This is a genomic window from Nocardioides sp. HDW12B (genome assembly GCF_011299595.1).
Lineage (GTDB): Bacteria > Actinomycetota > Actinomycetes > Propionibacteriales > Nocardioidaceae > Marmoricola_A.
This window is the reverse complement of record NZ_CP049867.1, coordinates 577,246-600,846: the sequence shown is the minus strand read 5'-3', so window position 1 is coordinate 600,846 and position 23,601 is coordinate 577,246. Positions and strand designations below refer to the sequence as shown.

25 protein-coding genes are annotated in these 23,601 nt (G+C 71.6%); 7 read left to right on the top strand and 18 right to left on the bottom strand.

Annotated features, from left to right (window positions below; all coding sequences use genetic code 11):
* Positions 1-3: 3 nt before the first annotated feature.
* Together rpsI and rplM are read right to left on the bottom strand one after the other, a co-directional pair.
* Positions 4-510, bottom strand: a complete 507-nt coding sequence (gene rpsI, locus G7072_RS02855) for a 30S ribosomal protein S9 (protein ID WP_166084137.1) — start codon at positions 508-510, stop codon at positions 4-6.
* Positions 511-550: 40 nt separating this feature from the next.
* Positions 551-994 carry a 50S ribosomal protein L13 gene (gene rplM / locus G7072_RS02850; protein ID WP_166084136.1) on the bottom strand — a complete coding sequence of 148 codons (444 nt, stop codon included), beginning with the start codon at positions 992-994 and terminating at the stop codon, positions 551-553.
* A gap of 257 nt (positions 995-1,251) precedes the next feature.
* Here rplM and G7072_RS02845 point away from each other — a divergent pair, with 257 nt between their 5' ends.
* Positions 1,252-2,553, top strand: coding sequence for a citrate synthase (locus tag G7072_RS02845; RefSeq protein WP_166084135.1), 1,302 nt, complete (start codon positions 1,252-1,254; stop codon positions 2,551-2,553).
* A gap of 36 nt (positions 2,554-2,589) precedes the next feature.
* Positions 2,590-3,162: an NYN domain-containing protein gene (locus tag G7072_RS02840; RefSeq protein ID WP_166084134.1), complete on the top strand. Its 573-nt coding sequence runs from the start codon at positions 2,590-2,592 to the stop codon at positions 3,160-3,162.
* Between the two features lie 335 nt (positions 3,163-3,497).
* Here the strand turns inward: G7072_RS02840 and G7072_RS02835 are convergent, their stop codons facing one another.
* A complete protein-coding gene (locus tag G7072_RS02835; protein WP_166084133.1) occupies positions 3,498-5,228 on the bottom strand; it encodes an ATP-binding cassette domain-containing protein in 1,731 nt (576 codons plus the stop codon).
* Between the two features lie 47 nt (positions 5,229-5,275).
* The gene (locus tag G7072_RS02830; RefSeq protein WP_166084132.1) at positions 5,276-6,775 is read right to left on the bottom strand and encodes a hypothetical protein; all 1,500 of its coding nucleotides are present in this window, start codon (positions 6,773-6,775) and stop codon (positions 5,276-5,278) included.
* Between the two features lie 56 nt (positions 6,776-6,831).
* On the opposite strand from G7072_RS02830, the gene G7072_RS19940 reads away from it, so the two are divergent.
* A complete protein-coding gene (locus G7072_RS19940) occupies positions 6,832-7,461 on the top strand; it encodes an MOSC domain-containing protein (RefSeq protein ID WP_166084131.1) in 630 nt (209 codons plus the stop codon).
* Positions 7,458-8,228: a class E sortase gene (locus tag G7072_RS19935; RefSeq protein WP_240917117.1), complete on the top strand. Its 771-nt coding sequence runs from the start codon at positions 7,458-7,460 to the stop codon at positions 8,226-8,228. The genes G7072_RS19940 and G7072_RS19935 overlap by 4 nt, the downstream gene beginning before the upstream one ends.
* Before the next feature lie 87 nt (positions 8,229-8,315).
* On the opposite strand, the gene G7072_RS02815 is transcribed toward G7072_RS19935, so the two are convergent.
* The 3 genes from G7072_RS02815 to ppdK are packed head-to-tail and all read right to left on the bottom strand — an operon-like array spanning position 8,316 to position 12,516.
* Positions 8,316-8,924, bottom strand: a complete 609-nt coding sequence (locus tag G7072_RS02815) for a methyltransferase (RefSeq protein ID WP_240917116.1) — start codon at positions 8,922-8,924, stop codon at positions 8,316-8,318.
* Entirely contained in the window at positions 8,917-9,756 is an 840-nt protein-coding gene (gene truA / locus G7072_RS02810) for a tRNA pseudouridine(38-40) synthase TruA (RefSeq protein WP_166084130.1), read from the bottom strand. The genes G7072_RS02815 and truA overlap by 8 nt, the downstream gene beginning before the upstream one ends.
* Positions 9,757-9,786: 30 nt before the next feature.
* On the bottom strand, positions 9,787-12,516 hold the full coding sequence (gene ppdK / locus G7072_RS02805; protein ID WP_166084129.1) for a pyruvate, phosphate dikinase: 2,730 nt from the start codon (positions 12,514-12,516) through the stop codon (positions 9,787-9,789).
* A gap of 100 nt (positions 12,517-12,616) precedes the next feature.
* Between ppdK and G7072_RS02800 the strand changes: the two genes are divergently transcribed.
* Positions 12,617-13,240, top strand: coding sequence for a hypothetical protein (locus G7072_RS02800; protein WP_166084128.1), 624 nt, complete (start codon positions 12,617-12,619; stop codon positions 13,238-13,240).
* A gap of 102 nt (positions 13,241-13,342) precedes the next feature.
* Here the strand turns inward: G7072_RS02800 and rplQ are convergent, their stop codons facing one another.
* From rplQ to infA, 7 genes are all read right to left on the bottom strand, one after another.
* On the bottom strand, positions 13,343-13,957 hold the full coding sequence (rplQ, locus tag G7072_RS02795; protein WP_166084127.1) for a 50S ribosomal protein L17: 615 nt from the start codon (positions 13,955-13,957) through the stop codon (positions 13,343-13,345).
* Between the two features lie 98 nt (positions 13,958-14,055).
* Complete coding sequence (locus G7072_RS02790; protein ID WP_166084126.1) at positions 14,056-15,069, bottom strand: DNA-directed RNA polymerase subunit alpha; 1,014 nt, start codon at positions 15,067-15,069, stop codon at positions 14,056-14,058.
* Between the two features lie 88 nt (positions 15,070-15,157).
* Positions 15,158-15,766, bottom strand: a complete 609-nt coding sequence (gene rpsD, locus G7072_RS02785; RefSeq protein ID WP_166084125.1) for a 30S ribosomal protein S4 — start codon at positions 15,764-15,766, stop codon at positions 15,158-15,160.
* A 33-nt stretch (positions 15,767-15,799) separates the two neighbouring features.
* The gene (rpsK, locus tag G7072_RS02780) at positions 15,800-16,204 is read right to left on the bottom strand and encodes a 30S ribosomal protein S11 (RefSeq protein ID WP_166084123.1); all 405 of its coding nucleotides are present in this window, start codon (positions 16,202-16,204) and stop codon (positions 15,800-15,802) included.
* A gap of 91 nt (positions 16,205-16,295) precedes the next feature.
* Positions 16,296-16,670 (bottom strand): 30S ribosomal protein S13, encoded by a 375-nt coding sequence (gene rpsM, locus G7072_RS02775; RefSeq protein WP_166084122.1) that lies wholly within the window; start codon positions 16,668-16,670, stop codon positions 16,296-16,298.
* 274 nt (positions 16,671-16,944) lie between these two features.
* Entirely contained in the window at positions 16,945-17,058 is a 114-nt protein-coding gene (gene rpmJ, locus G7072_RS02770; protein WP_004008316.1) for a 50S ribosomal protein L36, read from the bottom strand.
* Between the two features lie 79 nt (positions 17,059-17,137).
* Complete coding sequence (gene infA / locus G7072_RS02765) at positions 17,138-17,359, bottom strand: translation initiation factor IF-1 (RefSeq protein ID WP_166084121.1); 222 nt, start codon at positions 17,357-17,359, stop codon at positions 17,138-17,140.
* 295 nt (positions 17,360-17,654) lie between these two features.
* Here infA and G7072_RS02760 point away from each other — a divergent pair, with 295 nt between their 5' ends.
* Entirely contained in the window at positions 17,655-18,716 is a 1,062-nt protein-coding gene (locus tag G7072_RS02760) for an SGNH/GDSL hydrolase family protein (protein ID WP_240917115.1), read from the top strand.
* A gap of 15 nt (positions 18,717-18,731) precedes the next feature.
* Here the strand turns inward: G7072_RS02760 and G7072_RS02755 are convergent, their stop codons facing one another.
* The 3 genes from G7072_RS02755 to G7072_RS02745 form a co-directional block, all read right to left on the bottom strand.
* Entirely contained in the window at positions 18,732-20,240 is a 1,509-nt protein-coding gene (locus tag G7072_RS02755) for a serine/threonine protein kinase (RefSeq protein ID WP_166084120.1), read from the bottom strand.
* Positions 20,241-20,339: 99 nt separating this feature from the next.
* The gene (locus G7072_RS02750; RefSeq protein WP_206063251.1) at positions 20,340-20,783 is read right to left on the bottom strand and encodes a DUF4345 family protein; all 444 of its coding nucleotides are present in this window, start codon (positions 20,781-20,783) and stop codon (positions 20,340-20,342) included.
* A gap of 161 nt (positions 20,784-20,944) precedes the next feature.
* Positions 20,945-21,901 carry a Bax inhibitor-1/YccA family protein gene (locus G7072_RS02745; RefSeq protein WP_166084119.1) on the bottom strand — a complete coding sequence of 319 codons (957 nt, stop codon included), beginning with the start codon at positions 21,899-21,901 and terminating at the stop codon, positions 20,945-20,947.
* Between the two features lie 150 nt (positions 21,902-22,051).
* Here G7072_RS02745 and G7072_RS02740 point away from each other — a divergent pair, with 150 nt between their 5' ends.
* Positions 22,052-22,900 (top strand): PPK2 family polyphosphate kinase, encoded by an 849-nt coding sequence (locus tag G7072_RS02740; RefSeq protein ID WP_166084118.1) that lies wholly within the window; start codon positions 22,052-22,054, stop codon positions 22,898-22,900.
* Here G7072_RS02740 and G7072_RS02735 read toward each other — a convergent pair.
* On the bottom strand, positions 22,884-23,588 hold the full coding sequence (locus tag G7072_RS02735; protein ID WP_166084117.1) for a hypothetical protein: 705 nt from the start codon (positions 23,586-23,588) through the stop codon (positions 22,884-22,886). The genes G7072_RS02740 and G7072_RS02735 overlap by 17 nt on opposite strands.
* Positions 23,589-23,601 lie beyond the last annotated feature (13 nt).

Genomic DNA, 23,601 nt, shown 5'->3' with positions numbered 1-23,601 from the left:
CGATCAGCGCTTGCTGTACTGCGGCGCCTTGCGGGCCTTCTTCAGACCAGCCTTCTTGCGCTCGATGACGCGCGCGTCGCGGGTCAGCAGACCGGCCTTCTTCAGCGACGGACGGTTCGCCTCGAGGTCGATGGCGTTGAGCGCGCGGGCCACGCCGAGGCGCAGCGCGCCGGCCTGGCCGGTGATGCCGCCACCGTGGATGCGGGCGATCACGTCGAAGCGGTCGACCAGGTCGGTGGTCACGAAGGGCTCGTTGACGACCTGCTGGTGCAGCTTGTTCGGGAAGTACGAGTCCAGCGCGCGACCGTTGACGGTCCACTGCCCGGTGCCCGGGACGAGGCGCACACGGGCGACGGCCTCCTTGCGACGGCCGGTGGCCGCGGCGGGCGCGATGGTCGCGGGGCGCAGGGGCGCGTCGGCGCTGGGCGCGCTCTCACTGCTGTAGGCGACACCGTCCTCGTTGACCTCGAAGGTCTCCTCGGCGTCGGTCTGCGTGGTCGTGTCAGTCACGAAAGGTCCTCGTCGTCCTGCTGGTTGTCCGGGAAGCGGGTCACTGGGAGATCTGGACGATCTCGAAGGGCTTGGCCTGCTGGGCCTGGTGCGGGTGGTTCGGGCCGGCGTACACCTTGAGCTTCTTCAGCATCTGGCGGCCGAGACGGTTCTTGGGGAGCATGCCCCAGACCGCCTTCTCGATGGCGCGGCGCGGGTCCTTGTCCAGCAGGTCGCCGAACGCGGTCGCGGTCAGACCACCGGGGTAGCCCGAGTGGCGGTAGGCCATCTTGGTGACCTTCTTGTTGCCCGACAGCGAGATCTTGTCGGCGTTGACGATGATGACGAAGTCACCGCCGTCGACGTGGGGCGCGAAGGTCGGCTTGTGCTTGCCGCGCAGCAGGTTCGCGGTCTGCACGGCGAGGCGACCGAGCACCACGTCAGTGGCGTCGATGACATGCCACTCGCGCTGGATGTCAGCGGGCTTGGGGCTGTACGTGCGCACGTTAAGTTGCCTTCTCAGTCGTTGCTCGGTCGGGTGCGGTCCACAGCATCGCGCTCGTCGCGCGGGGAACCGGTCCGGGCCGCAGGCACAGGAGAGTGCAAGCAGCCGCGACCGACAAGACTACCGTCGCTGGCTCGCGAGGGTCAAAACGGGCCGTGGTTTCACGCCGGACACGCTCGGGCAATAGGTTGGCACGGGACTGTCCTCATCGGGACCGCCCTCCCTCTGCTGCTCTCCCTCACCATTCAGGAGCGAACGTGACCGACGGGTCCAACCAGACGCTGACCGTGCGGGACAACCGCACCGGGGAGTCCTACGACCTCCCCATCACCGACGGCACGATCAAGGCCAAGGACCTCGTGCAGATCAAGTCCGGCGAGGACGAGCCGGGGATCGCGGTCTACGACCCCGGCTTCACCAACACCGCGTCCTGCCGCAGCTCGGTCACCTACATCGACGGCGAGAAGGGGATCCTCGAGTACCGCGGCTACCCCATCGAGCAACTGGCCGAGAAGTCGAACTTCCTCGAGGTCGCCTACCTGCTCATCCACGGCGAGCTGCCCACCAAGGAGCAGTACGACGCGTGGGAGCACGAGATCACCTACCACACGTTCGTCCACGAGAACGTGAAGACCTTCATGCAGGGCTTCCGCTACGACGCGCACCCGATGGGGATGCTGATGGCGTCCACCGGCGCGCTGTCGACGTTCTACCCCGACGCCAGCAAGATCAGCGACGCCGACAACCGGCACCTCCAGATCGTGCGCATGATCGCCAAGATGCCGACGCTGGGGGCCTGGGCCTTCCGCCACGCGCAGGGCAAGCCCTACGTCTACCCGGACAACGACCTGAGCTACACGGCCAACTTCCTCTCGATGCTCTTCAAGATGAGCGAGTCGAAGTTCGAGGCCGACCCGCGCCTGGTCAAGGCCCTCGACGTGCTGTTCATCCTGCACGCCGACCACGAGCAGAACTGCTCGACCAACGCGGTCCGCTCGGTGGGCTCCTCGCAGGTCGACCCCTACTCGGCCGTGGCCGCCGGCATCGCCGCGCTCTACGGCCCGCTGCACGGCGGGGCCAACGAGGCCGTGCTCCGGATGCTGCGCCGGATCGGCTCGAAGGAGAACATCCCCGACTTCATCCAAGGGGTGAAGGACGGCAACGAGAAGCTCATGGGCTTCGGTCACCGGGTCTACAAGAACTACGACCCGCGCGCCAAGATCATCAAGAAGGCCTGTGACGACGTCTTCGAGGTCACCGGGGTCAACCCGCTCCTCGAGATCGCCCAGGAGCTGGAGAAGATCGCGCTGGAGGACGAGTACTTCGTCAAGCGCAAGCTCTACCCCAACGTCGACTTCTACTCCGGGCTCATCTACGAGGCCTTCCAGTTCCCGCCGGAGATGTTCACCGTGCTCTTCGCCATCGGGCGCACGCCGGGCTGGCTGGCGCAGTGGCTGGAGCTGGTGCAGGACAAGGACCAGAAGATCGCGCGTCCCAAGCAGATCTACACCGGTGACCGGGGACTCGACTTCGTCCCCGCCTCCGAGCGCTGGGCCTGATCGCGTGCCCGGGCCGGTGAGGTCGTCGTGACACCCGTGACGTCCACCGAGCCCGGGTCCCGCCCGACGTACGTCCTCGTCGACGGCGAGAACATCGACGCGACGCTGGGCGCCTCGATCCTGGGACGCCGTCCCCAGCCGGCCGAGCGGCCGCGCTGGGAGCGGCTGCTCCAGTTCGTCGCCGAGGGCTCGCGCGGCGACACCCACGGCCTGTTCTTCCTGGCCGTCACCTCCGAGCTGCCGATGTCGTTCGTCCAGGCCCTCATGGCCATGGACTACCGGCCCGTCCCGCTGCGGGGCGACGGCGAGGAGAAGGTCGTCGACATCGCCATCCAGCGCACGCTGGAGGAGCTCCAGCGGCGCGAGGCCGACGTCGTCCTCGTCAGCAACGACGGCGACTTCGCCGACCACGTCTCCCGCCTGCTCGGCGGCGACCGGCGGGTCTCGCTCATCGGCTTCGACGAGTTCCGCAACCACCAGTTCACGGCGCTGGCCGCCCGGGGCCTGCGGCTGTTCGACCTCGAGCACGACGTGCGGGCCTTCACCAGCCGCCTCCCCCGTGTGCGGGTCATCCCGATCGCCGAGTTCGACCCCGTCGAGTTCCTCTGAGCGGTCTGGACCTGGGTATCAGCCCCCGCCGGCCGTGCTCCTGGTGGGCATGACCAGTCCTCATCCTTTCGCCGCCTGGGTCGAACGCGCCCAGGGTCCGTCCCCCGTCCGACACCGTCAGCCCCGGGTCGGCCGGCGCCGCTCCGTCGCGGGCGACCGCATCCCGCGCCAGCGCCGTCCCCAGGACGACTGAACGCTCCGGTGGTCGAGCAGGTCGCGCAGCGACCGTCGTAGCTCTTGGTGATCGAGCAGGTCGCGCAGCGACCGTTGTCGAGATCCCCGTCACCAGGTCTCGACTGCTCGCTACGCTCGCGCTCGACCGTCGTGGCGGGGCCTCAGCGCACGCGCTCGACGCGGCGCTCGTCCCAGACCGGCTCGTCGGACTCGTAGACCGAGCCGTCGCTGCCGAAGACGACGAACCGGTCGAAGCCACGGGCGAACCAGCGGTCGTGGGTGACCGCCAGCACCGTGCCGGCGAACGCGTCGAGGCCCTCCTCGAGCGCCTCGGCCGACTCGACGTCGAGGTTGTCGGTCGGCTCGTCGAGCAGCAGCAGGGTCGCGCCGGACAGCTCGAGCATGAGGATCTGGAAACGGGCTTGTTGTCCGCCTGACAAGGACTCGAAGCGCTGCTCGGCGGCGTGCGCCAGCTCGTAGCGGTCGAGCACCCGCGAGGCCTGCTCCCGTGGCATCCCGGCCCGGTGGTCGTCGCCGCGGTGCAGGATCTCCAGCAGCGTCCGCCCGACGAGCTCGGGGTGGGCGTGGGTCTGCACGAACCAGCCCGGTCGCACGCGCGCCCCGAGGCGGGCCCGGCCCCGGTGGTGCACCGGCTCGATGGCCACCTCGGTCGAGCCGGTCGAGACCCCCACGGGCCGGTGCTCGACGTCGGGGTCCGAGCCCCCGGCCGCCAGCAGGCGGAGGAAGTGCGACTTGCCCGAGCCGTTCGAGCCCAGCACGGCCACGCGCTCGCCGTACCAGACCTCGAGGTCGAAGGGCTTCATCATCTCGACACGCTCGCTGCGCTCGCTGCTCGATGCAGGGAGCCACAGATGAAGGTCCTCGCAGACGACGGCACGCTTCCCGGTCCGACCGCCCGTGAGCCGCATGCTGACCTGCTGCTCGCGGGGCTGTCCGGTCGGCGGGCCCTTCTCGACGAACTTGCGCAGCCGGGTCTGGGCCGCGCGGTACTGCGAGGCGAGCCCGTCGTTGTACTCGGCCTTGATCTTGTAGCGCAGCACCAGCGCCTTGAGCTTGGCGTGCTCCTCGTCCCAGCGCCGGCGCAGCTCCTCGAAGCGCGCGAAGCGGTCGCGCCGCGCCGCGTGGTACGACGCGAAGCCGCCGGGATGGGTCCACACGCTGTTGCCGGCCGCCCCGAGCTCCACCGTGACCACCCGGGTGGCGGTGTTGTTCAGCAGCTCGCGGTCGTGGCTGATGAACAGGATGGTCTTGACCGACTCACGGATCCGCTGCTCGAGCCACCGCTTGCCGGGCACGTCGAGGAAGTTGTCCGGCTCGTCGAGCAGCAGCACCTCGTCCGGTCCGGCCAGCAGGAACTCCAGCACCAGGCGCTTCTGCTCGCCGCCCGACAGCGTGGCGAGGTCGCGGTACTTCACCCGCTCGTACGGCGCCCCGAGGGCGGCCGTGCAGCAGACGTCCCACGCCACCTCGAGGTCGTAGCCGCCCGCGTCGCCCCACTCGGCGAGGGCGCCGGCGTAGCTCATCTGGGTGCGCTCGTCGTCGGTGTCCATGAGCGCGAGCTCCCAGCGCTCGACCGCGGCGGCCGCCTGCCGCACCCGTTCCGGCGAGACCGACAGCAGCAGCTCGCGCACGGTGGTGCTGCCCCGCCCGACCATCTGGCTCATCACGCCCAGGCCGCCCGAGCGCGTGACCGCACCCTCGTGCGGGACCAGCTCGCCGGTGACGATGCGCAGCAGGGTCGTCTTGCCGGCACCGTTGGCACCGACCAGCGCGACCTTGGCTCCCTCGCCGACGCGGAAGGACACGTCGTCGAGGAGCACCCGCCCGTCCGGCAGCTCGTACCGGATCCCGGCGACGTCGACATGGCCCATGACGCCAGTGTCCCCGAGGCGACGACCCGCTGGCGAGCCGGTTTCGCTCAGCGCGACGGCAGCCCGCGCAGCTCGTCGGGGAGCGGCAGGTCCTGGCGCGGGCCGTCCCAGCCCGGGGTGAGCGCCCAGAACAGGACGTCCGGGGTCAGCAGGTGCGTGCCCTCATCGTCGAGGCCCTGGCAGCGACCCAGGTGGATCCACGCCACGTCGCCGTCCGCGGTGGTCAGCACCACCGCCTCCTCACCCGGGCCGTCGAGGCAGCCCTGCGGGGCGACGACCGTCGGAGCCGCGTCGACGGCCTCCCGGGCGTCGAGGGAGTCGATGACGCTCAACCGCTCGGACTGCACCAGGTTGGGGCCGGTGACACCGACCTCGTAGCGGCACACCGAGAGGGCGACGGAGCTCGTCTCCACGGCGGGGAAGTTCTTGCCGGCCCGCGGGATCGCGCGCTGCACGGCACAGCCGGCCGAGTCCGTGCGCTCGACGCTGCGCACCGTGGCCAGCACCTGCTCGGTCAGGTCGGCGTCGGGGGTCGCCACCAGCACCACCCGGCCGTCGAGCGTCCGCTCCCCCGCTGCGAGGTCGTCCGGCACGTCCGGGGCGGGGTCGCCCGCCAGCCGGAGCTGCACCCCCGGGGCGAGGGACGGGTCGCAGTCCTCGTCCCCGTCACCGACCCCGTCCGGGCCGGGCCGCTCCACACGGGGCGTGGGCAGGTCGCCGTCGCGGCACCAGCCCGCGAGCGGGCCGTGCCCCCAGCCGTCGGGCACGCCGAGCTCGACGCCGCGCCAGCTCTCGGTGCGGAAGCCCTCGGGCAGCACCTCCTCGAGCAGGCTGTCGTCAGGCGAGGGATCGAGGTCGAGCCCGCCGGTCGTCGCGGGCCACACCGAGACCAGGAGCGGGACCCCCACCGCCGCCAGCAGCAGCGCCAGGGCGCCCCGGCGGACGGCGCGCTCACGGCGGCGGGTGCTGACGCGTGCCGCACGGGACGACAGCTCGACGGGCAGGGCGTCCACCCCCACCGTCCGCGCCCGCAGCGCCTCGGTCAGCGTCGGCTCGTCGTCACCCAGCGCCCGCAGGCCGTGCTCGGCCCGCCGGCGGGCCGCTCGCTCGGGCAGGTCGGTCACCCAGGCGACCTCGGCCCAGGACCGGTCCTCGAGCAGCCGGAGCGCCAGCACGGCCCGGGTCAGGACGGGCAGCCGCAACCACCGTCGCCACCGCGCCTCCTGCGCCGGGTCGAGCCGTCCGCCGTGGTCCGCCGGCCGGGCCCGGCGCTCGGAGCCCTCCCGACGGGGACGACGCGCGTGCCGTGCCGCCTCGGCCACCACGTCGCGACGCAGGTGCGCGTCGGGATCCTCGTCGTGCACCAGGCCCTCCCAGCCGGCCAGGGCACGTCCCAGCGCGTTCTGGACGAGGCGCACCCCCGCGTCGTCGCGGCCGGTCACCGCCACGGCGAAGGCCACGAGGGCAGGGCCACGACCGGCGACGTACTCCTCGAAGTCGGACACCGGGCTCCCTGCCAGCGACGGTCGGGCGTGTTCGGCCAGCATGCCGCACCCGCAAACCGGCTGTCGTGGATCGCCTGCGGCGTGGCAGCATCCTCCGCATGTCCCCTCACGACCCGGTGCTGGCGCCGGCACGACCCCGGCACCTCGGCGCCGAGGAGCTGACGGCCGCGCTGGACCACCTGCGCGGCTCACCCACGGACGACGGCACCCTCGCCCTCGTCGTACGCCGCGGCGGGGTCGGCGAGCGCGAGGTGCTCACCGAGGGCGTCCTCGACCTCGAGGTGGGGCTGGTCGGCGACACCTGGCTCGAGCGCGGCAGCAAGCGCACCCCCGACGGCTCGGCCCACCCCGACATGCAGCTCAACGTCATGAGCGTCCGCGTCGCCGAGCTCGTGGCCGACGGTCGGGAGCGGATGGCACTGGCCGGCGACCAGCTCTACCTCGACCTCGACCTGTCGGAGGAGAACCTGCCGGCCGGGACGCGACTGGCGATCGGCGGGGCCGGCGGGGCCGTCATCGAGGTCACCGCGCTGCCCCACACCGGCTGCCCGAAGTTCGTCGACCGCTTCGGCGCCGAGGCCATGCGCTTCGTCAACGGCAGCACCGGGCGCCCCCTGCGACTGCGCGGGCTCAACGCCCGCGTCGTGCAGGCCGGCACCGTGCGGCCCGGCGACACCGTCCGTGTCTCACGGCCCGTCCCGGAGGTCGGCGTACCGTCGGAGGCGTGAGGCCACGCCCGAGCCGGACCACCGCGACGCTCGTCGGGGGCGCTGCCCTGCTCCTCGCCGCCTGCGGGTCCGACCCGGCGGCGCTGGGCGAGGACCTCGGTGGGGACCGGCTCGGCCCCGCCTCGCCGTCGAAGTCGTCGGAGCCGTCGGACCTGTCGGAACCGTCGGAGCCTGCGGACACGCCGGCCACACCCCCGGCTGCCCGTCCGACGACCACGCGCTCGCCGGACCGCGCAGCCGCTCCGGCGCCGGAGCCGGCCCGGTCGTTCCTCACCGTGCCGGCGCTCGGGCTGCGCGACTTCCCTGTGGTGCGCTACGTCGGCTCCCCCGACGACGCACCGGGGACGGCGATCCAGAACGCCGGCCCGATGGCCTCGCCGCGCGGCCCTGCCGGTGGCGTCGGGCCCGGTGTGGTCGGCAACTTCCTGGTCACCGGGCACCGCACGTCGCACACGATGCCGTTCGCCGACCTGCCCTCGGCGCGGGCCGGTGACCGGGTCCTGGTCCGCAGCGGGGAGGTGGAGCTGGTCTACGAGATCACCCGGACCCGGTGGACGTCGTTCCGCTCCCCCCGCTCGCTCGCGGCCCAGTCGGCGCCGGTGCCCGGGCGACCGGAGCAGGAGGCGACGCGGCCGATGATCACGCTGTCCACCTGCGCGACGCCCGAGGACCACGCGCGCGGCAACTACTGGTCCGACCGCTTCGGCAACCCCGAGCACCGCATCGACAAGATCGGGGTGCTCGTCGAGCGGCGCCAGGTCCGGTGAGCCGCGCCTTCCGACCAAGGCTTGCGGACGCCTCCCACGGGATGTGCCCCTTGGCCCCGGTCCATAACCCCGCGTTACATGGCGGGGTCAGGGCTGCTCCGCGCGGCGGGTCTCCAGCACGCGGAACCCCTTGGCGCTGGCCAGCCGCGTCGTCGGCCAGCCCTGGTCGCCCAGCCAGCGCTGCAACGAGTCGGCACCGAGGTTCTTGCCCACGACCAGCACCGCACGACCACCGGGTCGCAGCCGGGGCAGCCACTGCAGCAGCAGGGCGTGCAGCGCCTCCTTGCCGATGCGGATCGGCGGGTTGGACCAGATCTCGTCGACCTGCAGGTCGGCGGGCACCTGGTCGGGCTCGGCGATGCGCACCCGCTCCTCGACCCCAGCGATGACCACGTTCTCCGTGGTCAGCAGCAGGGCCCGGCGGTTGACGTCGACGGCCCACACGGTCGCCTCCGGACGGGCCAGCGCCAGCGCGGTGGCGATCACGCCGTACCCGCACCCCAGGTCGAGGTAGGTCCGGCCCTCCGTCGGGGGCGGCGTGGTGCGGAACAGCACGCCGGTGCCCAGGTCCAGGCGCCCGTGGGAGAAGACGCCGCCGCCGGTGACCATGCGCATGGTGCGCCCCCACACCTCGGTCTTCGCCGTGGTCCGGGGGAAGGGCGCCGACGGGTCGGCGGTGAAGTAGTGCTCATCCACGCGTCCGCACCGTCCTCGTCTCCTGCGCCCGGGTGGCCAGCTCGTCGTCGGGCGGGTAGGCGACCTCCTCCAGGCACAGGCCGTGGGCCGGTACGACGAGCACCGCCGGGTCGCGCACCTCGGCGGCGAGGACCTCGGCGGGCCAGGTGGTGGCGCGTCGCCCCTCACCGACGGCGAGGAGCGCGCCGACGAGGGCGCGCACCATGCTGTGGCAGAAGGCGTCGGCGCGCACGGTGGCCGCGGCCAGCCCCGCCTCGTCACGGTCCCAGCGCAGGTCCAGCAGGGCCCGGATCGTCGTCGCGCCCTCCCGGCGCCGGCAGTACGCCGCGAAGTCGTGCTCGCCGAGCAGGCCGGCCGCCGCGTCGTTCATGGCGCCCAGGTCGAGGGGGCGGGGCCAGGCCAGCACGTGCCCCCGGGCCAGCGGGTCGACGAGCGCGGGGTGGTCCGCGACGCGGTAGACGTAGCGACGCCACAGCGCCCCGAAGCGGGCGTCGAAGCCGGCGGGCGCCTCCCGGCCCGCGCGGACGACGACGTCGTCGCCCAGCAGCCCATTCAGCCGGCGGACGAGGGAGTCCACGGCCGGTTCCTCGCTACGTCCGGCGGCGGCCGTGAGCTCGTCGGCGGAGGTGTCGAGGTGGACGACCTGGCCGCGGGCGTGCACCCCGGTGTCGGTGCGGCCGGCGCACGTCACCGCGACGCCGTCCGGCTCGCGCCGACGCAGCACCGTGGTCAGCGCCGTCTCGAGGTCGCCCTGGACGGTGCGCAGGCCCGGCTGGCGGGCCCAGCCGTGAAAGGCGCCCCCGTCGTAGGCGAGGTCGAGTCGGATGCGCACCGGCCCATCATCCCAGGTGCGGGGCCGTGCTCAGTCCCCGGAGGCGCCCCGGTCGGCCACGGCCCGGCCGGCCTCCAGCCGCGCCACCGGCACGCGGAAGGGCGAGCAGGACACGTAGTCGAGTCCGGCGCGCTCGAAGAAGTGGATCGAGTCCGGGTCGCCGCCGTGCTCACCGCAGACGCCGAGGTGGAGGTCGGGACGCGTCGCGCGACCTCGCTCGACCGCCTGCTGCACCAGCGCACCCACCCCGGCCTGGTCGAGGGACTCGAAGGGGCTCACCCCGAAGATGCCCTTCTCGAGGTACTGCGAGAAGAACGCCGCCTCGACGTCGTCGCGCGAGAACCCCCACGTCATCTGGGTCAGGTCGTTGGTGCCGAAGGAGAAGAACTCCGCCGCCTCGGCGATCTCGTCGGCCGTCATCGCCGCCCGCGGCAGCTCGATCATGGTGCCGACCTTGAACTCCAGGTCCACCCCGGTCTCCTGCTCGACCTCGCGGGCCACCTCGATGATGTCGGTCTTGACCAGCTCCAGCTCCTGGACCGCCGCGACCAGCGGGATCATGATCTCCGGGCGCGGGTCGCCCCCGGCCTGCTTGCGGGCGGCCGCGGCCTCGAGGATGGCGCGGGCCTGCATGGTGAAGAGGCCGGGGATGACGATGCCCAGACGGACCCCGCGCAGCCCCAGCATCGGGTTCTCCTCGTGCATCCGCTTGACCGCGGTCAGCAGCCGGGCGTCGCGCTTGCTGGGCCGACCCGTGGCGTCGGCCACCGCGACCTTCATCGAGAGCTCGGTCAGGCCCGGAAGGAACTCGTGCAGCGGCGGGTCCAGCAGCCGGATGGTCACCGGCAGCCCGTCCATCGCCTCGAGGATGCCGGTGAAGTCGTCGCGCTGGTGCGGCAGCAGGGCCGCCAGGGCCTCGTCGCGCTCCTCGTCGCTGCGCGCCAGGATCAGGTGCTCCACCAGCTCGCGGCGCTCGCCCAGGAACATGTGCTCGGTGCGGCACAGGCCGATGCCCTGCGCGCCGAACCGGCGTGAGCGCGAGGCGTCGGCCGGGTTGTCGGCGTTCGCGCGCACCCCCAGCCGGCGTACGCCGTCGGCATGCTCCATCAGGCGGGCGACCGCCGCCACCAGGTCGTCCTCGTCGGAGTCGGCCTCGCCCTCGAACCAGCGGACCACCGCGGAGTCCATCACCGGGACGCTGCCGCGGAACACCTCGCCGGTGGTGCCGTCGATGGAGATCTCGTCGCCCTCCTCGATGACCACGCCGTCGGGGGCGCTGAAGTGCCCGGCGCGGACGTCGACGTCGAGGGCGTCGGCACCGCACACGCAGGTGCGGCCCATGCCGCGCGCCACCACCGCGGCGTGCGAGGTCTTGCCGCCGCGGGAGGTGAGGACCCCGGTCGCGGCGACCATGCCGTGCAGGTCGTCCGGGGTGGTCTCGCGCCGGACGAGGATGACCTTCTCGCCCTTCCCGGCCCACTCCACCGCGGTCTCGGAGTCGAAGACCGCCTTGCCGACCGCCGCCCCCGGGGAGGCGTTCATGCCCTTGGTCAGCAGCTCGCGGTCGGCGGCCGGGTCGAACTGCGGGAACATCAGCTGCGCGAGCTGGGCGCCGGTGACCCGGTGGAGCGCCTCGTCGAGGTCGATGAGGCCCTGGTCGACCAGCTGGCCCGCGATCCGGAAGGCCGCGCCCGGCGTCCGCTTGCCGATGCGGGTCTGCAGCATCCACAGCTTGCCGCGCTCGATGGTGAACTCGATGTCGCACAGGTCCAGGTAGTGCTCCTCGAGACGCTGCATGATGCCCAGCAGCTCGTCGTAGGAGGTCTTGTCGATGCCCTCCAGGTCGGCCAGCGGGACGGTGTTGCGGATGCCGGCGACCACGTCCTCGCCCTGGGCGTTCTGCAGGTAGTCGCCGTAGATGCCCTGGGCACCGGAGGCGGGATCGCGGGTGAAGGCGACTCCCGTGCCGGAGTCGTCGCCGAGGTTGCCGAACACCATCGAGCAGATGTTCACCGCGGTGCCGAGGTCGGCGGGGATGCGCTCCTGGCGGCGGTAGAGGATGGCGCGCTCGGTGTTCCAGGACCCGAAGACCGCCAGCACGGCCAGGTCGAGCTGCTCGCGCGGGTCCTGGGGGAACGGCCGCCCGCTGTGCTCCTCGATGATCTCCTGGTAGCCGCGCACCAGCCCCTGGAGGTCCTCCGCGCCGAGCTCGAGGTCGGCCTCGACTCCCGCCTTCTCCTTGCGCTGCTCCAGGGCCTCCTCGAAGAGGTCACCGTCGATGCCGAGCACCGTGCGCCCGAACATCGACAGCAGGCGACGGTAGGAGTCCCAGGCGAAGCGCTCGCTGTCGGACTGCCGGGCCAGGCCCTGCACCGACTCGTCGTTGAGACCGACGTTGAGGACCGTCTCCATCATCCCGGGCATCGACGCCGCGGCCCCGGACCGCACGGACACCAGCAGCGGGTCGTCGGCCTGGCCCAGCTTCTTGCCCATCGTCTCCTCGAGCCGCTCGAGGTGCTCGGTGATCTCCTCGGCCAGCCCGTCGGGCAGGGCTCCGTGGGCACCGCCGTCGCCCGGGGTGGCGTGGTCACGCGACTCCTCCGCGGCCAGGTAGGCCCGGCAGGCCTCGGTGGTGATGGTGAACCCCGGCGGCACCGGGAGGCCGAGGTTCGTCATCTCGGCCAGGTTGGCGCCCTTGCCCCCCAGCAGGTCCTTCTGGTCCTTGTTGCCCTCGGCGAAGTCGTAGACGAATGTGCTCATGGTCACATCCTGCACCTCGTCGTCGCCCGGCACACCCCTCCGCGGGGAGGGGCCGCCGCCCGGGCCGGACGAGGCCCGTGCCGCCACCTATCCTCGGGAGGTGACTCCCCGCCGGATCGTGCAGCTGTTCGCCGGCTGCGTCGTCCTCGGTTCCGGGGTGTCGCTGCTGCTCACCCCGCAGCTGGGGTCCGACGGCTTCTCCTCGCTGGTGAGCGGGCTGGCCGAGGCGGCCGGCTGGTCCTTCATGCTGGCCAACGCCGTCGTCAGCGCCGGGTTCCTGGCCATGGCGTGGCTGCGCGGCGTGCGGCCCGGGATCGGCACCGTGGTCCAGGTCCTCGTGGTCGGCGCCACCGTCACGGCGCTGCTTCCTCTGCTGGAGCGGGCCGACCCGAGCGGACCGGTCGCGCGCACCCTGATGCTGCTGGCGGCGTTCCCCGTGCTCGCGGTCGGGATCGCGCTCTACCTCGACAGCCACCTCGGCGCCGGCCCGATGGAGGCCGCGGCCCAGGCCTGGGACCCGCCGCTGCCGTTCGCCTGGAGCTACAGCGCCCTGCAACTGCTCAGCGCCGTCGTCGGCTGGCAGCTCGGGGCGGCGATCGGCCCGGGCACGATCGCGGTCATCGTGCTGCTGGGGCCGGCCGTCGCCCTGGCCGGCCGCCTGCTGGGCCTGCAGCTCGACCCGGTCCGCACCGAGTCGCCGCGCGAGCCCGCCGACCGCGGGTAGCGACGCGCTCCCCCGGCGCGAGCAGCGACGGGCTCGACGTACGACGAAGGCCCGCTCCCCGGTGAGGGGAACGGGCCTTCGGTGGGTCGTGCGCGGCCGGTGTCAGGCCTTGGCGTCGTCCTCGGACGAGTCGGCCGTGTCGGCCTCGTCGGTCGAGTCCGCAGCGGACTCCTCGACGGCGGTGCCGGCGAGCGCGTCCTCGGCGACCGTCTCCTGGGGAGCGGTCTCCTCGGTCGTCTCGTCGGTCGACTCCGCGGTGGTGTCCTCGGTCGACTCGGGAGCCTCGTCGGCGGCCGGGGCCGCGGCGGGGGTGCTCGTCGTGGTCGAGGCCTTCGCGCCCGAGGCCGCCTTGGGGGCGTAGGGCTCGGTCACCAGCTCGATGACGGCCATGGGGGCGTTGTCGCCCTTGCGGGGGCCGAGCTTGGTGATGCGGGTGTAGCCACCGGGGCGGTCGGCGAACTGCGGGCCGATCTCGGTGAAGAGCGTGTGCACCACGCCCTTGTCCTTGACCGCACGCAGCACGATGCGACGGTTGTGGAGGTCACCCTTCTTGGCCTTGGTGATCAGCCGCTCCGCGAACGGGCGCAGCATGCGCGCCTTGGCCTCGGTGGTGGTGATCCGACCGTGCTCGAAGAGCGAGGTGGCCAGGTTGTTGAGGATGGCCTTCTGGTGCGAGGACGACCCGCCGAGGCGGTAGCCCTTCTTGGGGGTGGGCATCTCTGCTTCTCGATTCTCCCGAGCCGTACCAGGTACCCGGGTAGTGGGGTGTGCGGGGTGGGCGCCTCGGACGTGGCGCCCACCCGGTGGAGCTCAGATCAGTACTGCTCGTCCTCGACGAACGAGTCGTCGTCGTCCTCGTAGGAGGCCAGGGCCAGCGACGGGTCGAAGCCCGGGGCGCTGTCCTTGAGGGAGAGTCCCATCTCGTGCAGCTTCAGCTTGACCTCGTCGATCGACTTGGCCCCGAAGTTGCGGATGTCGAGCAGGTCCTGCTCCGAGCGCGAGATGAGCTCACCCACGGTGTGGATGCCCTCGCGCTTGAGGCAGTTGTAGGAGCGCACGGTGAGGTTCAGGTCCTCGACCGGGAGCGCCAGGTCGGCGGCCAGCTGCTCGTCGACGGGCGAGGGGCCGATGTCGATGCCCTCGGCCTCGACGTTCAGCTCACGGGCCAGGCCGAAGAGCTCGACCAGGGTCTTGCCGGCCGAGGCGATCGCGTCGCGGGGACGCATGGAGCGCTTGGTCTCGACGTCGATGATGAGCTTGTCGAAGTCGGTGCGCTGCTCGACTCGGGTGGCCTCGACCTTGTAGGTCACCTTCAGCACGGGGCTGTAGATCGAGTCGACGGGCATGCGGCCGATCTCGTTGTCCAGGCCCTTGTTCTGCGCCGAGCTGACGTAGCCGCGGCCCCGCTCGACGACGAGCTCCATCTCGAGCTTGCCGTTGTCGTTCAGGGTGGCGATCTTCAGGTCGGGCGTGTGCACCTCGACGCCGGCCGGGGGCGCGATGTCGGCGGCGGTGACGTCACCGGGGCCCTGCTTGCGCAGGTACATGGTGACGGGCTCGTCCTGCTCGGAGGAGACGACGAGGTCCTTCAGGTTGAGGATGACCTCGGTGACGTCCTCCTTGACCCCCTCGATGGTGGAGAACTCGTGGAGGACGTTGTCGATCTTGATGCTCGTGACGGAGGCACCGGGGATCGAGGAGAGCAGGGTGCGGCGGAGCGAGTTGCCGAGGGTGTAGCCGAAGCCGGGCTCGAGCGGCTCGATGATGAACTTCGAGCGGAACTCGTCGACGACCTCTTCGGAGAGGGTGGGGCGCTGTGCGATGAGCACGGAGTGTGTCCTTCCCGGGACCGACCACTATTTGAGGGTCCCGAACTTCAGTGGAGGAGGTGCGGGGGGCGGCGCCCCCCGCACAGGGTCACTTCTTGGAGTAGTACTCGACGATGAGCTGCTCCTGGACGGGCAGCTCGATCTGGGCGCGCACGGGAAGCTGGTGGACCAGGACCCGCATGCGGTCGATGACGACGTCCATCCAACCCGGGACGATGCGCTCGCCGAAGGTCTCGCGGGCCACGATGAACGGGGTCATCTCGAGCGACTTCTCGCGCACGTCGATGACGTCGTACTGGGTGACCTGGAAGGACGGGATGTCGACCTTCTTGCCGTTGACCAGGAAGTGGCCGTGGTTGACCAGCTGGCGGGCGTGGCGACGGGTCCGGGCGAAGCCGGCGCGGTAGACCACGTTGTCCAGGCGGCACTCCAGCATCTGGAGCAGGTTGTCACCGGTCTTGCCGGGACGACGCGAGGCCTCGTGGTAGTAGCGCACGAACTGCTTCTCGAGGATGCCGTAGGTGACGCGAGCCTTCTGCTTCTCGCGGAGCTGCAGCAGGTACTCGGACTCCTTGATCCGACCGCGGCCGTGCTGGCCGGGCGGGAAGGGGCGGCGCTCGAACGCCATGTCGCCGCCGACCAGGTCAACACCGAGTCGACGGGACTTCTTGGTCATGGGGCCGGTGTAACGGGCCATGTCAGATGTCTCCTAGTTTCTTGAGTCGGCGGGTCAGACGCGACGGCGCTTGGGCGGCCGGCATCCGTTGTGCGGGGTGGGGGTCACGTCCTGGATGGTGCCGACCTCGAGGCCGATCGCACCCAGCGAGCGGATCGCCGTCTCGCGGCCCGAGCCCGGGCCCTTGACGAAGACGTCGATCTTCTTCATGCCGTGCTCCATCGCCCGACGACCCGCGGCCTCGGCAGCCATCTGCGCCGCGAACGGGGTGGACTTGCGCGAGCCCTTGAAGCCGACGGTGCCGGCCGAGGCCCACGAGATCACCGCACCGCTGGGGTCGGTGATCGTCACGATCGTGTTGTTGAACGTGCTCTTGATGTGGGCTTCGCCCTGAGCGACGTTCTTCTTCTCCTTGCGGCGCACCTTCTTGGCGCCGGCCTGACGGCCCTTGGGAGGCATTCGTTATCTCCTGAGTTGCTGGTGAAAGAGTGGGATGGAAGTCAGCCGGTGAGGCTCGGCAGAGCTCGACGAGCGAGCCTGGCGAGAGCCGTCACTTGGCCTTCTTCTTGCCGGCGACGGTGCGCTTGGGACCCTTGCGGGTGCGCGCATTGGTCTTGGTGCGCTGGCCGCGGACCGGGAGGTTCATCCGGTGGCGGCGTCCCTGGTAGCTGCCGATCTCGATCTTGCGACGGATGTCCGCCTGGACCTCGCGACGGAGGTCACCCTCGATCTTGAAGTTCGCTTCGATCGCGTCGCGGAGCTTCACCAGCTCCTCCTCGCCCAGCGCGTGGACACGGGTGTCCGGGCTGACACCGGTGTCGGTGAGCAGCTGCTGGGCGCGGGTACGGCCGATGCCGTAGATGTAGGTGAGTGCGACCTCGATGCGCTTGTCGCGCGGGAGGTCCACACCGACGAGGCGTGCCATGAGTGGCCCTTTCTCGGAGGACCTGAGGTCCTCCTGTACGTCGCGGTGGTTTCTGTCGTGTCGCGTCCCGCCTGCCACGGCGGGCTCCGGCCACTGCTCCGGAGGTGTCTTCGCGAGGGGGACCCTCGCTAGCGATCACGTTGTGGGGTGTTCAGTTGTGGTGCTGTTCTGCTCACTACTCGACAGGGTCTCGACGACGCCTTCGCCTAGCGGCTCAGGCTGCTCGACCTTGATGCGCTTCGCGCATCAACTCGACCTTGGTCGCTGACGCGACCTAACCCTGGCGCTGCTTGTGGCGAGGGTTCTCGCAGATCACCATGACGCGGCCGTGGCGACGGATCACCTTGCACTTGTCACAGATCGGCTTGACGCTCGGGTTGACCTTCACGGTGCTGTCCTGTTCTTTGTCGGCTGGACGGTCCCGGGGCGTGCCCGGGCGTGCAGGAGCCTTGCTCCCGCACGGGGTGCTACTTGTACCGGTAGACGATCCGGCCACGCGTCAGGTCGTAGGGCGACAGCTCGACGACGACCCGGTCCTGGGGAAGGATGCGGATGTAGTGCTGCCGCATCTTGCCGCTGATGTGAGCCAGGACCTTGTGGCCGTTGCTCAGCTCGACCCGGAACATCGCGTTCGGGAGGGCTTCCACGATGGTGCCCTCCATCTCGATGACGCCTTCCTTCTTCGGCATGTCCTCCGCAATCTGTCGTGGGGGTGGGATCGGTCTCTCGGGTGGCCCGCGAACCGCCCCGGAGGCGTAGGATCACGCTCCCCGGGTGGACCTCATGACGCCGTCCTGGGCACCTCTTCCCCGTGTCCGGCACCACCGTGAGGGCGATGTCGTGGGGCAGCCGCGAGGCAGCACAAGACGGACCCATGTTGGGCCGACGTACGAGTCTAGGCGAAAACACCCCCGGGGCGTTAATCGCGGCGGCCCCCCGTGGGCAGCCGCGGTGCGGCCGCCGGGGCGTTTGTACAGTGACGCCGTGACCACAGCCGGACGAGGAGGAGCAGCCAGGCGCATCGCGGCGTACGGCGGGGGCGGGCTGTCCCTGGTGGGCACCTCGGTCTACGGGCTGCTGGTCGCCGAGGCGAAGCTGGCCCGGCGCGCCATCGGCGACGCCGACGGTGATCCGCCGGCCCCCTCCGGCTGGTACGGCCACGGTCGCCCCGGCCCCGCGCTGACCGTCGCCCTCATCGGCGACTCCTCGGCCGCCGGCTACGGCGTGGACACGGTCGAGGAGACCCCCGGCGCCTACCTGGCCTCCGGCGTGGCCGACGCCGCCGACCGGCGGGTCTACCTGACCTCGGTCGCCACCGTCGGGGCCCAGACCAAGGACCTGGCCGGCCAGGTCGACCGGATCCTCCCGCTGGAGCCCCACGTGGCCGTCATCTTCATCGGCGGCAACGACGTCACGCACGCCGTCACCGTGCGCACGTCGGTCCGCAACCTGACCGCCCAGGTCCGGCGGCTCCGCGAGGCCGGCGTGCAGGTCGTCGTGGCGACCTGTCCCGACCTGGGCACCATCGAGCCGCTGGCACCGCCGCTCAAGCAGGTCGCCCGGGCCTGGTCGCGCCGGCTGGCCGCGGCGCAGGCCACGGCCGTCGTCGAGCACGGCGGTCGCGCCGTCGCCCTCGCCTCGGTGCTCAGCTCCGAGTTCCAGCGACTGTCGGACCTGCTGTTCGGCCCGGACCGCTTCCACCCCTCGGCCGCCGGCTACGCCCGGATGTCCTCCGCGGTGCTGCCGACGGTGCTGGCCGCGCTGGACCTGGCCCCGGCCGAGGACGAGCTGCCGGAGTACGACCGCGGCGAGGCCCTGCTGCCGATCGACATCGCCGTCCTCGAGGCCGCGCGGCACCCGGGCGCCTCGGTCGAGCCGGCCGACGACACCGCGAAGCCCGCCGGCGCCTCGCGGGGCCGCTTCGTCCAGCTGCGCCGCCGACGCCGCCAGCCGGAGACCGAGGTGGAGACCCCGCAGGACGTCGAGGACCGGTCCGGCGACGACGCGTCCGAGGACCCCACGGACGACCTGCCGGTCGCTCCCTGACGGGACCCGAGCAGGTCAGAACGTGGCGACGATGCTCTCGCGGATGCGACCCTCGCGGACGCGCTGCGGGTGGTCCCCGACGGCGACCTCGCCGATCACCTTCTCGGTGCGGAAGTCGATGATCGTCACCATGTCGCTGCCGCTCATCGACATCCAGCAGGTGTTGCCGGGGCCCTCGGTGGCCCAGTAGGGCTTGGAGTACTCCCGGCCCTCGAGGAAGCGGGCGTCACCGCGGAAGAGCTTGCGCTCCTCGGTGCGCGGGTCCACGATCGCGGCGTAGTCGGACATGGTGCCGGAGACGCAGAGCTTGCGGCCGCTCTCGTTCATGGCGATGCCGTGGTGGGCCGAGTCGAGGACGTACTGCTCCCGGGGCACGTCGGGCACGAGGTTCGGCAGCGGGATGAGGCGGGTGACGCGGCCGGTCTCGGGCTCCGGCACGGTGGCGCCGCCCAGCGGGCCGGTCGTGTAGTCGGCGCTGCCGGCGACGTCCGGCTCGTCGAGGGCGAACTCGACGATGCCGTGGAAGAACGACACCTGGAGGTACATCGTCTGCTCGTCCGGGCTGAGCGCCACCGGCCGGACGGCGCTGCTCATGTCCGGGTGACCGGCCTCCTCGAGCTCCAGGCCCATGTCCCAGCGCTTCGTCACGGCGAAGTCGCGGGTGCGCACGACCTCCAGCCACCGGTCCGCCTTGACCGAGTCGTGCACGAAGTCGTCGGGGATCGGCGCCGGGAAGTCCTGGTCGGGCGCGGTGTAGACCCGGCCGATCGAGGCGTGGAAGATCCGCCGCCCGTCGTCGGAGTAGTTGTTCTCGTGAGGGGTGTCGCCGGACTCGAACGCCCGCAGCCGCTGGCCCATCCGGATCCGGGTGCCGTCGGGACGCCGCTCGTTCACCATGCTGTACTCGATGACCTGGCGCTCGGTCGAGTCCGAGACGAGCAGGCGGCGCCCGTCGGGCGAGACCCCCATGTGGTCGGTGCGGTAGCCGTCCATCTGGCGCTCGGCCACGATGCTGTCGCGGTCGCCGGCTGCGGCCTTGCGCAGGTCGATCCACACGACGTCGGAGAGGCTCGGCCGGGAGACGGCCAGGAAGCGCCCGTTGCGCGTGGTGAAGGCGTCGTCGACGTACTGGTCGTGGCCCTCCCCCACGCCCTGCTGCACCGCGAGGTAGAAGGCCAGCCGGTCCGGGGTGGTGCGGATGTCGCGCAGCTCCTGCTCGAGGTCGGGGACGATGTCGATGCGGTCGAGCTTGCGCCGGGTCTCGCCGTCCACGATGGTCGCGGTGCCGTCCCAGTTGTTGCCGACCACCATCACGGTGCGTTTGCCGGTGAGGGCGCGTCGCTCGGCAGTCGCGGCCCCCAGGGTGAGGCCGGTGGCCGACGGGCCGGCGGCGAGGGCCGGAGCGGGCGCGGCCGGCGCCGACGGCGCGGCGGCCAGCAGGCCGGCGGTGGTCGCGGTCGCGGCGATCGCGGCCAGGGCGGTGGTGGGCCGACGCAGTGCTCGCCGTGCTCGCAGTCGTCGCATGGGGTGCCTCCTCGCGGTGCCGACGCCGGGCAGGCGTCCGTCCTCGTCCAGTGCTCGTCCCGCCCATTCAACGCGGCCCCGACGGGCCTGTCCGTCGAATCAGGCAGTCGTCCGGCCCACGTTGTCAGTCCGCTCGTCCGGCCCGGAGCCGTGGCCGGCCGGGCCCACCCCGGCGCCGAGCAGGAGTGCTGCGGCCGTGGCGGCCTCCAGGGCGGTGAACAGGCGCGTGATGCCGTCGGCCTCGCCCTCGATCCAGCTCCCCAGCAGGCGTCCCGCCGCCATCGCCGCCGACAGGGCGGCCACCGCCTCGGTCCTGCTGGCGCGTCGGCCGCCGTCCCGGCCTCCGGCCTCGCTCAGGACGAGGCCGGCCATGGCCAGCGGAAGACCACCGTAGACCGCGCGGATCTCGGTCCGCGCGGTCGCGGTCGGCGCACGACCGCCGAACAGGGACGGCACCAGGGCCGGGCGGACGAGCGCCGTGAGGCCCACCCCGGTGTAGAACACGGAGCCGACCACGATCCCCGGGTGCATGGCCCGGATCATGGCACAACCGCACCCCTCCCACCAGGGCACGGCGATCCCGTGCCGCGACGACAGCCGTGTGCGATGCCCGGAGAACGAACGAGAGCCCCCCGGGTCACTCCGGGGGGCTCTCGGGCCGAGCAGGCCGTCTGGTGGGTGCGCGGTCGAGGTCGCGCGGTGGGTCAGTCGTTGCCGCGCAGGATCGCCAGGATCCGCAGCATCTCGATGTAGATCCAGATGATGGTGACGGTGAGGCCGAAGGCGGCCCGCCAGGACTCGCGCTCCGGCAGACCGGCGGCGATGCCCCGCTCGACGAAGTCGAAGTCGAGGATCAGGAACAGCACGCCGAGGCCGAGGCCGATGAAGCTGGAGATCAGGCCCATGGTGCCGAAGCCGTTGAAGCCGATGTCGGCGTTGAACAGGCGCAGGACGACGTCGAGCAGCGAGACGGCCACGAAGCCGAAGCCCGCCGCCACCACCCAGGTGCGGAACTTGCTGCTCACCTTGATGTCGAAGAACTTGTACGCCGCCAGCGTTCCGACGACCGCACCGGCGGTGCCGATGACCGCACCGATCACCAGGCCCGGCATGCCGTTGGCGTCGCCGAAGGTGGCCTCGATGACCTTGCTGAAGGCACCGAGGAAGATGCCCTCGAAGACCGCGTAGGCCAGGACGAGAGCGGGGCTGACCACCCGCTTGAAGGAGTTGACCATCGCCAGGCCGAAGCCGACGAAGGCACCCACCATCGACAGCAGGTAGAGGTTGGAGGCGATGCGCTCCTGCTCCAGCGGCGTGGCGGTGCTGAAGTCGCCGGTGAGCATCCAGGTCGCGGCCGCGACGACGGCCACGACGCCGAGCGTCAGGCCGGTCTTCTGCACGACGGTGTCGATGGTCATCCGGCCCTGGTCGGGCTGGACGCCGTAGGGGGTCGCGTACTGGTCGCCGTACTGACCACCCGGCTGGCCGTACTGGCCGCCGTACTGGGGCGCGGGGGCGCCGTTCCACGAGGGCGCCTGCTGGGTGCCCGTGCCGGAGGTCGACGAGCCCTGGGCGGGGTAGCTGACGCCGCTCTGGCTGGTCGTCGACGGCTGGCCGTTGAAGCCCTCGGACCGGCGGAACACGGGGTTGCTGCTGTGCATCATCACTCCTCGACGGATGGCTGCGGCGGGACCCGGGCGACGATGAGGACACCCGGGTTGCCTCTTCACTGTAGGGGCCGGACCTGAAGCCAGGCTGAAAGCGCGCGCAACGCGCCGCCGGCCCGTGACGGCCTGTGACAAGGTGAGGCGATGGCATTCACCGAGGCTCTGCGCCTCCACCCCGGTCCCGTCGACCTCAGCACGATCGACACCAAGGCGACCCCCGAGTGGCCGGGCACGTCCTCCGACGACAAGGCGGCGGCCAAGGAGGCGTTGTTCGAGGTCGGTGTCGAGCTGGCCGACCTCCAGGAGCGGCTCTACGCCCGCGGCATCGAGGGCGACCAGCGGCGCGTGCTGCTGGTGCTGCAGGGCATGGACACCACCGGCAAGGGCGGGATCGTGCGCGACGCCGCCGGGCTGATGGAGCCCCAGGGCCTGGACATCGCCTCGTTCAAGGCGCCGACGAAGGCCGAGAAGCGCCACGACTTCCTGTGGCGCATCGAGAAGCGGCTGCCGGGCCCGGGCAAGATCGGGGTCTTCGACCGCTCCCACTACGAGGACGTGCTGATCGCGCGGGTGCACGGCTTCGCCAAGCCGGAGGAGATCGAGCGCCGCTACGGCGCCATCAACGACTTCGAGGCCGGGCTCGTCGAGTCCGGCGTCACGATCGTCAAGGTGATGCTGCACGCCACGAAGGAGCGGCAGGCCGAGCGCCTGATGGCCCGCCTCGAGGACCCCACGAAGTACTGGAAGTACAACCCCGCAGACATCGACGAGCGCGAGCACTGGGACGCCTACCAGGAGGCCTACGAGATCGCCCTGGAGCGCACCAACACCTCGGTCGCGCCCTGGCTCGTCGTACCGGCGCACCGGAAGTGGTACCGCAAGCTCGCCGTGGCGCAGGTGCTGCTGGAGACGCTGCGCGGGCTCGACCTGGAGTGGCCGGCCCCCGACTTCGACGTCGAGGCCGAGAAGAAGCGGCTCAAGGCCTCGATGTGAGCTCGTCGGGCGAGGGGAACACCCAGCGGTAGCGGCTGGTCGGCACCACGTCGAGGTCCTTGTCGGCACCGAAGCGCTGCACGGAGGCGACCATCGTGGTCATCCGGCGGTCCAGCTCGTCCTGGTCGCCGCCGCTGCCGTAGAAGGCGTGCGGGTCGGAGACCGCCTCCACGGGGAAGTGCTCCTCCACGACCGCAGCGATCTCGGGGCTGCCCGGCAGCGCCGGCTCGAGGACGCGGTGCTGGACGTAGCCGGTGGACGCCTGGGTCTCGAGCGCCACGGGGGTGTGCTCGGCCTTCCACACGTGCAGCCACTGCTCCTCGTCCATCGCCCCCGGACGGCGCAGCAGGGCCACCTGGGCCAGGGCCTCCAACCGCTGGCCCTGCGGGGTCTCGGCGGGCTCGAGGGGCACCTCCACCTCGGTCCACCACGCCCCGTGGACGCGGGAGCGCGCCGCCAGCACCTCGCGGGCGCGCTCGACGTCGACCTCCCCCGTCATCGTCACCACGGCGTCGACGGGCGGCTCCAGGGTCGCCAGCCGAAACCCGGCCCGCACCGCGACGTCGCACACGTTGACCTGCAACGTCGTCGCCCCGGCCTGGCGCAGCTCACTGCACAGCTCGGGGTCCACCAGCTCGGTGGCGTCGGCGAGGGCGAAGACGAGGGCGCGGTCCGAGAGAGCGTTCATCCGCCGCACGTTG

What these genes read in the sequence shown, in the direction of transcription:
- G7072_RS02755 (WP_166084120.1), bottom strand. Translation starts at nt 20,240, where the DNA reads ATGCGACGACTGCGAGCACGGCGAGCACTGCGTCGGCCCACCACCGCC.
- G7072_RS02750 (WP_206063251.1), bottom strand. Translation starts at nt 20,783, where the DNA reads ATGATCCGGGCCATGCACCCGGGGATCGTGGTCGGCTCCGTGTTCTAC.
- G7072_RS02740 (WP_166084118.1), top strand. Translation starts at nt 22,052, where the DNA reads ATGGCATTCACCGAGGCTCTGCGCCTCCACCCCGGTCCCGTCGACCTC.
- infA (WP_166084121.1), bottom strand. Translation starts at nt 17,359, where the DNA reads ATGCCGAAGAAGGAAGGCGTCATCGAGATGGAGGGCACCATCGTGGAA.
- G7072_RS19940 (WP_166084131.1), top strand. Translation starts at nt 6,832, where the DNA reads ATGTCCCCTCACGACCCGGTGCTGGCGCCGGCACGACCCCGGCACCTC.
- ppdK (WP_166084129.1), bottom strand. Translation starts at nt 12,516, where the DNA reads ATGAGCACATTCGTCTACGACTTCGCCGAGGGCAACAAGGACCAGAAG.
- rpsD (WP_166084125.1), bottom strand. Translation starts at nt 15,766, where the DNA reads ATGGCCCGTTACACCGGCCCCATGACCAAGAAGTCCCGTCGACTCGGT.
- rplQ (WP_166084127.1), bottom strand. Translation starts at nt 13,957, where the DNA reads ATGCCCACCCCCAAGAAGGGCTACCGCCTCGGCGGGTCGTCCTCGCAC.
- G7072_RS02830 (WP_166084132.1), bottom strand. Translation starts at nt 6,775, where the DNA reads ATGCTGGCCGAACACGCCCGACCGTCGCTGGCAGGGAGCCCGGTGTCC.
- rpsK (WP_166084123.1), bottom strand. Translation starts at nt 16,204, where the DNA reads ATGCCTCCCAAGGGCCGTCAGGCCGGCGCCAAGAAGGTGCGCCGCAAG.
- rpsM (WP_166084122.1), bottom strand. Translation starts at nt 16,670, where the DNA reads ATGGCACGCCTCGTCGGTGTGGACCTCCCGCGCGACAAGCGCATCGAG.
- G7072_RS02735 (WP_166084117.1), bottom strand. Translation starts at nt 23,588, where the DNA reads ATGAACGCTCTCTCGGACCGCGCCCTCGTCTTCGCCCTCGCCGACGCC.
- G7072_RS02835 (WP_166084133.1), bottom strand. Translation starts at nt 5,228, where the DNA reads ATGGGCCATGTCGACGTCGCCGGGATCCGGTACGAGCTGCCGGACGGG.
- G7072_RS02745 (WP_166084119.1), bottom strand. Translation starts at nt 21,901, where the DNA reads ATGCACAGCAGCAACCCCGTGTTCCGCCGGTCCGAGGGCTTCAACGGC.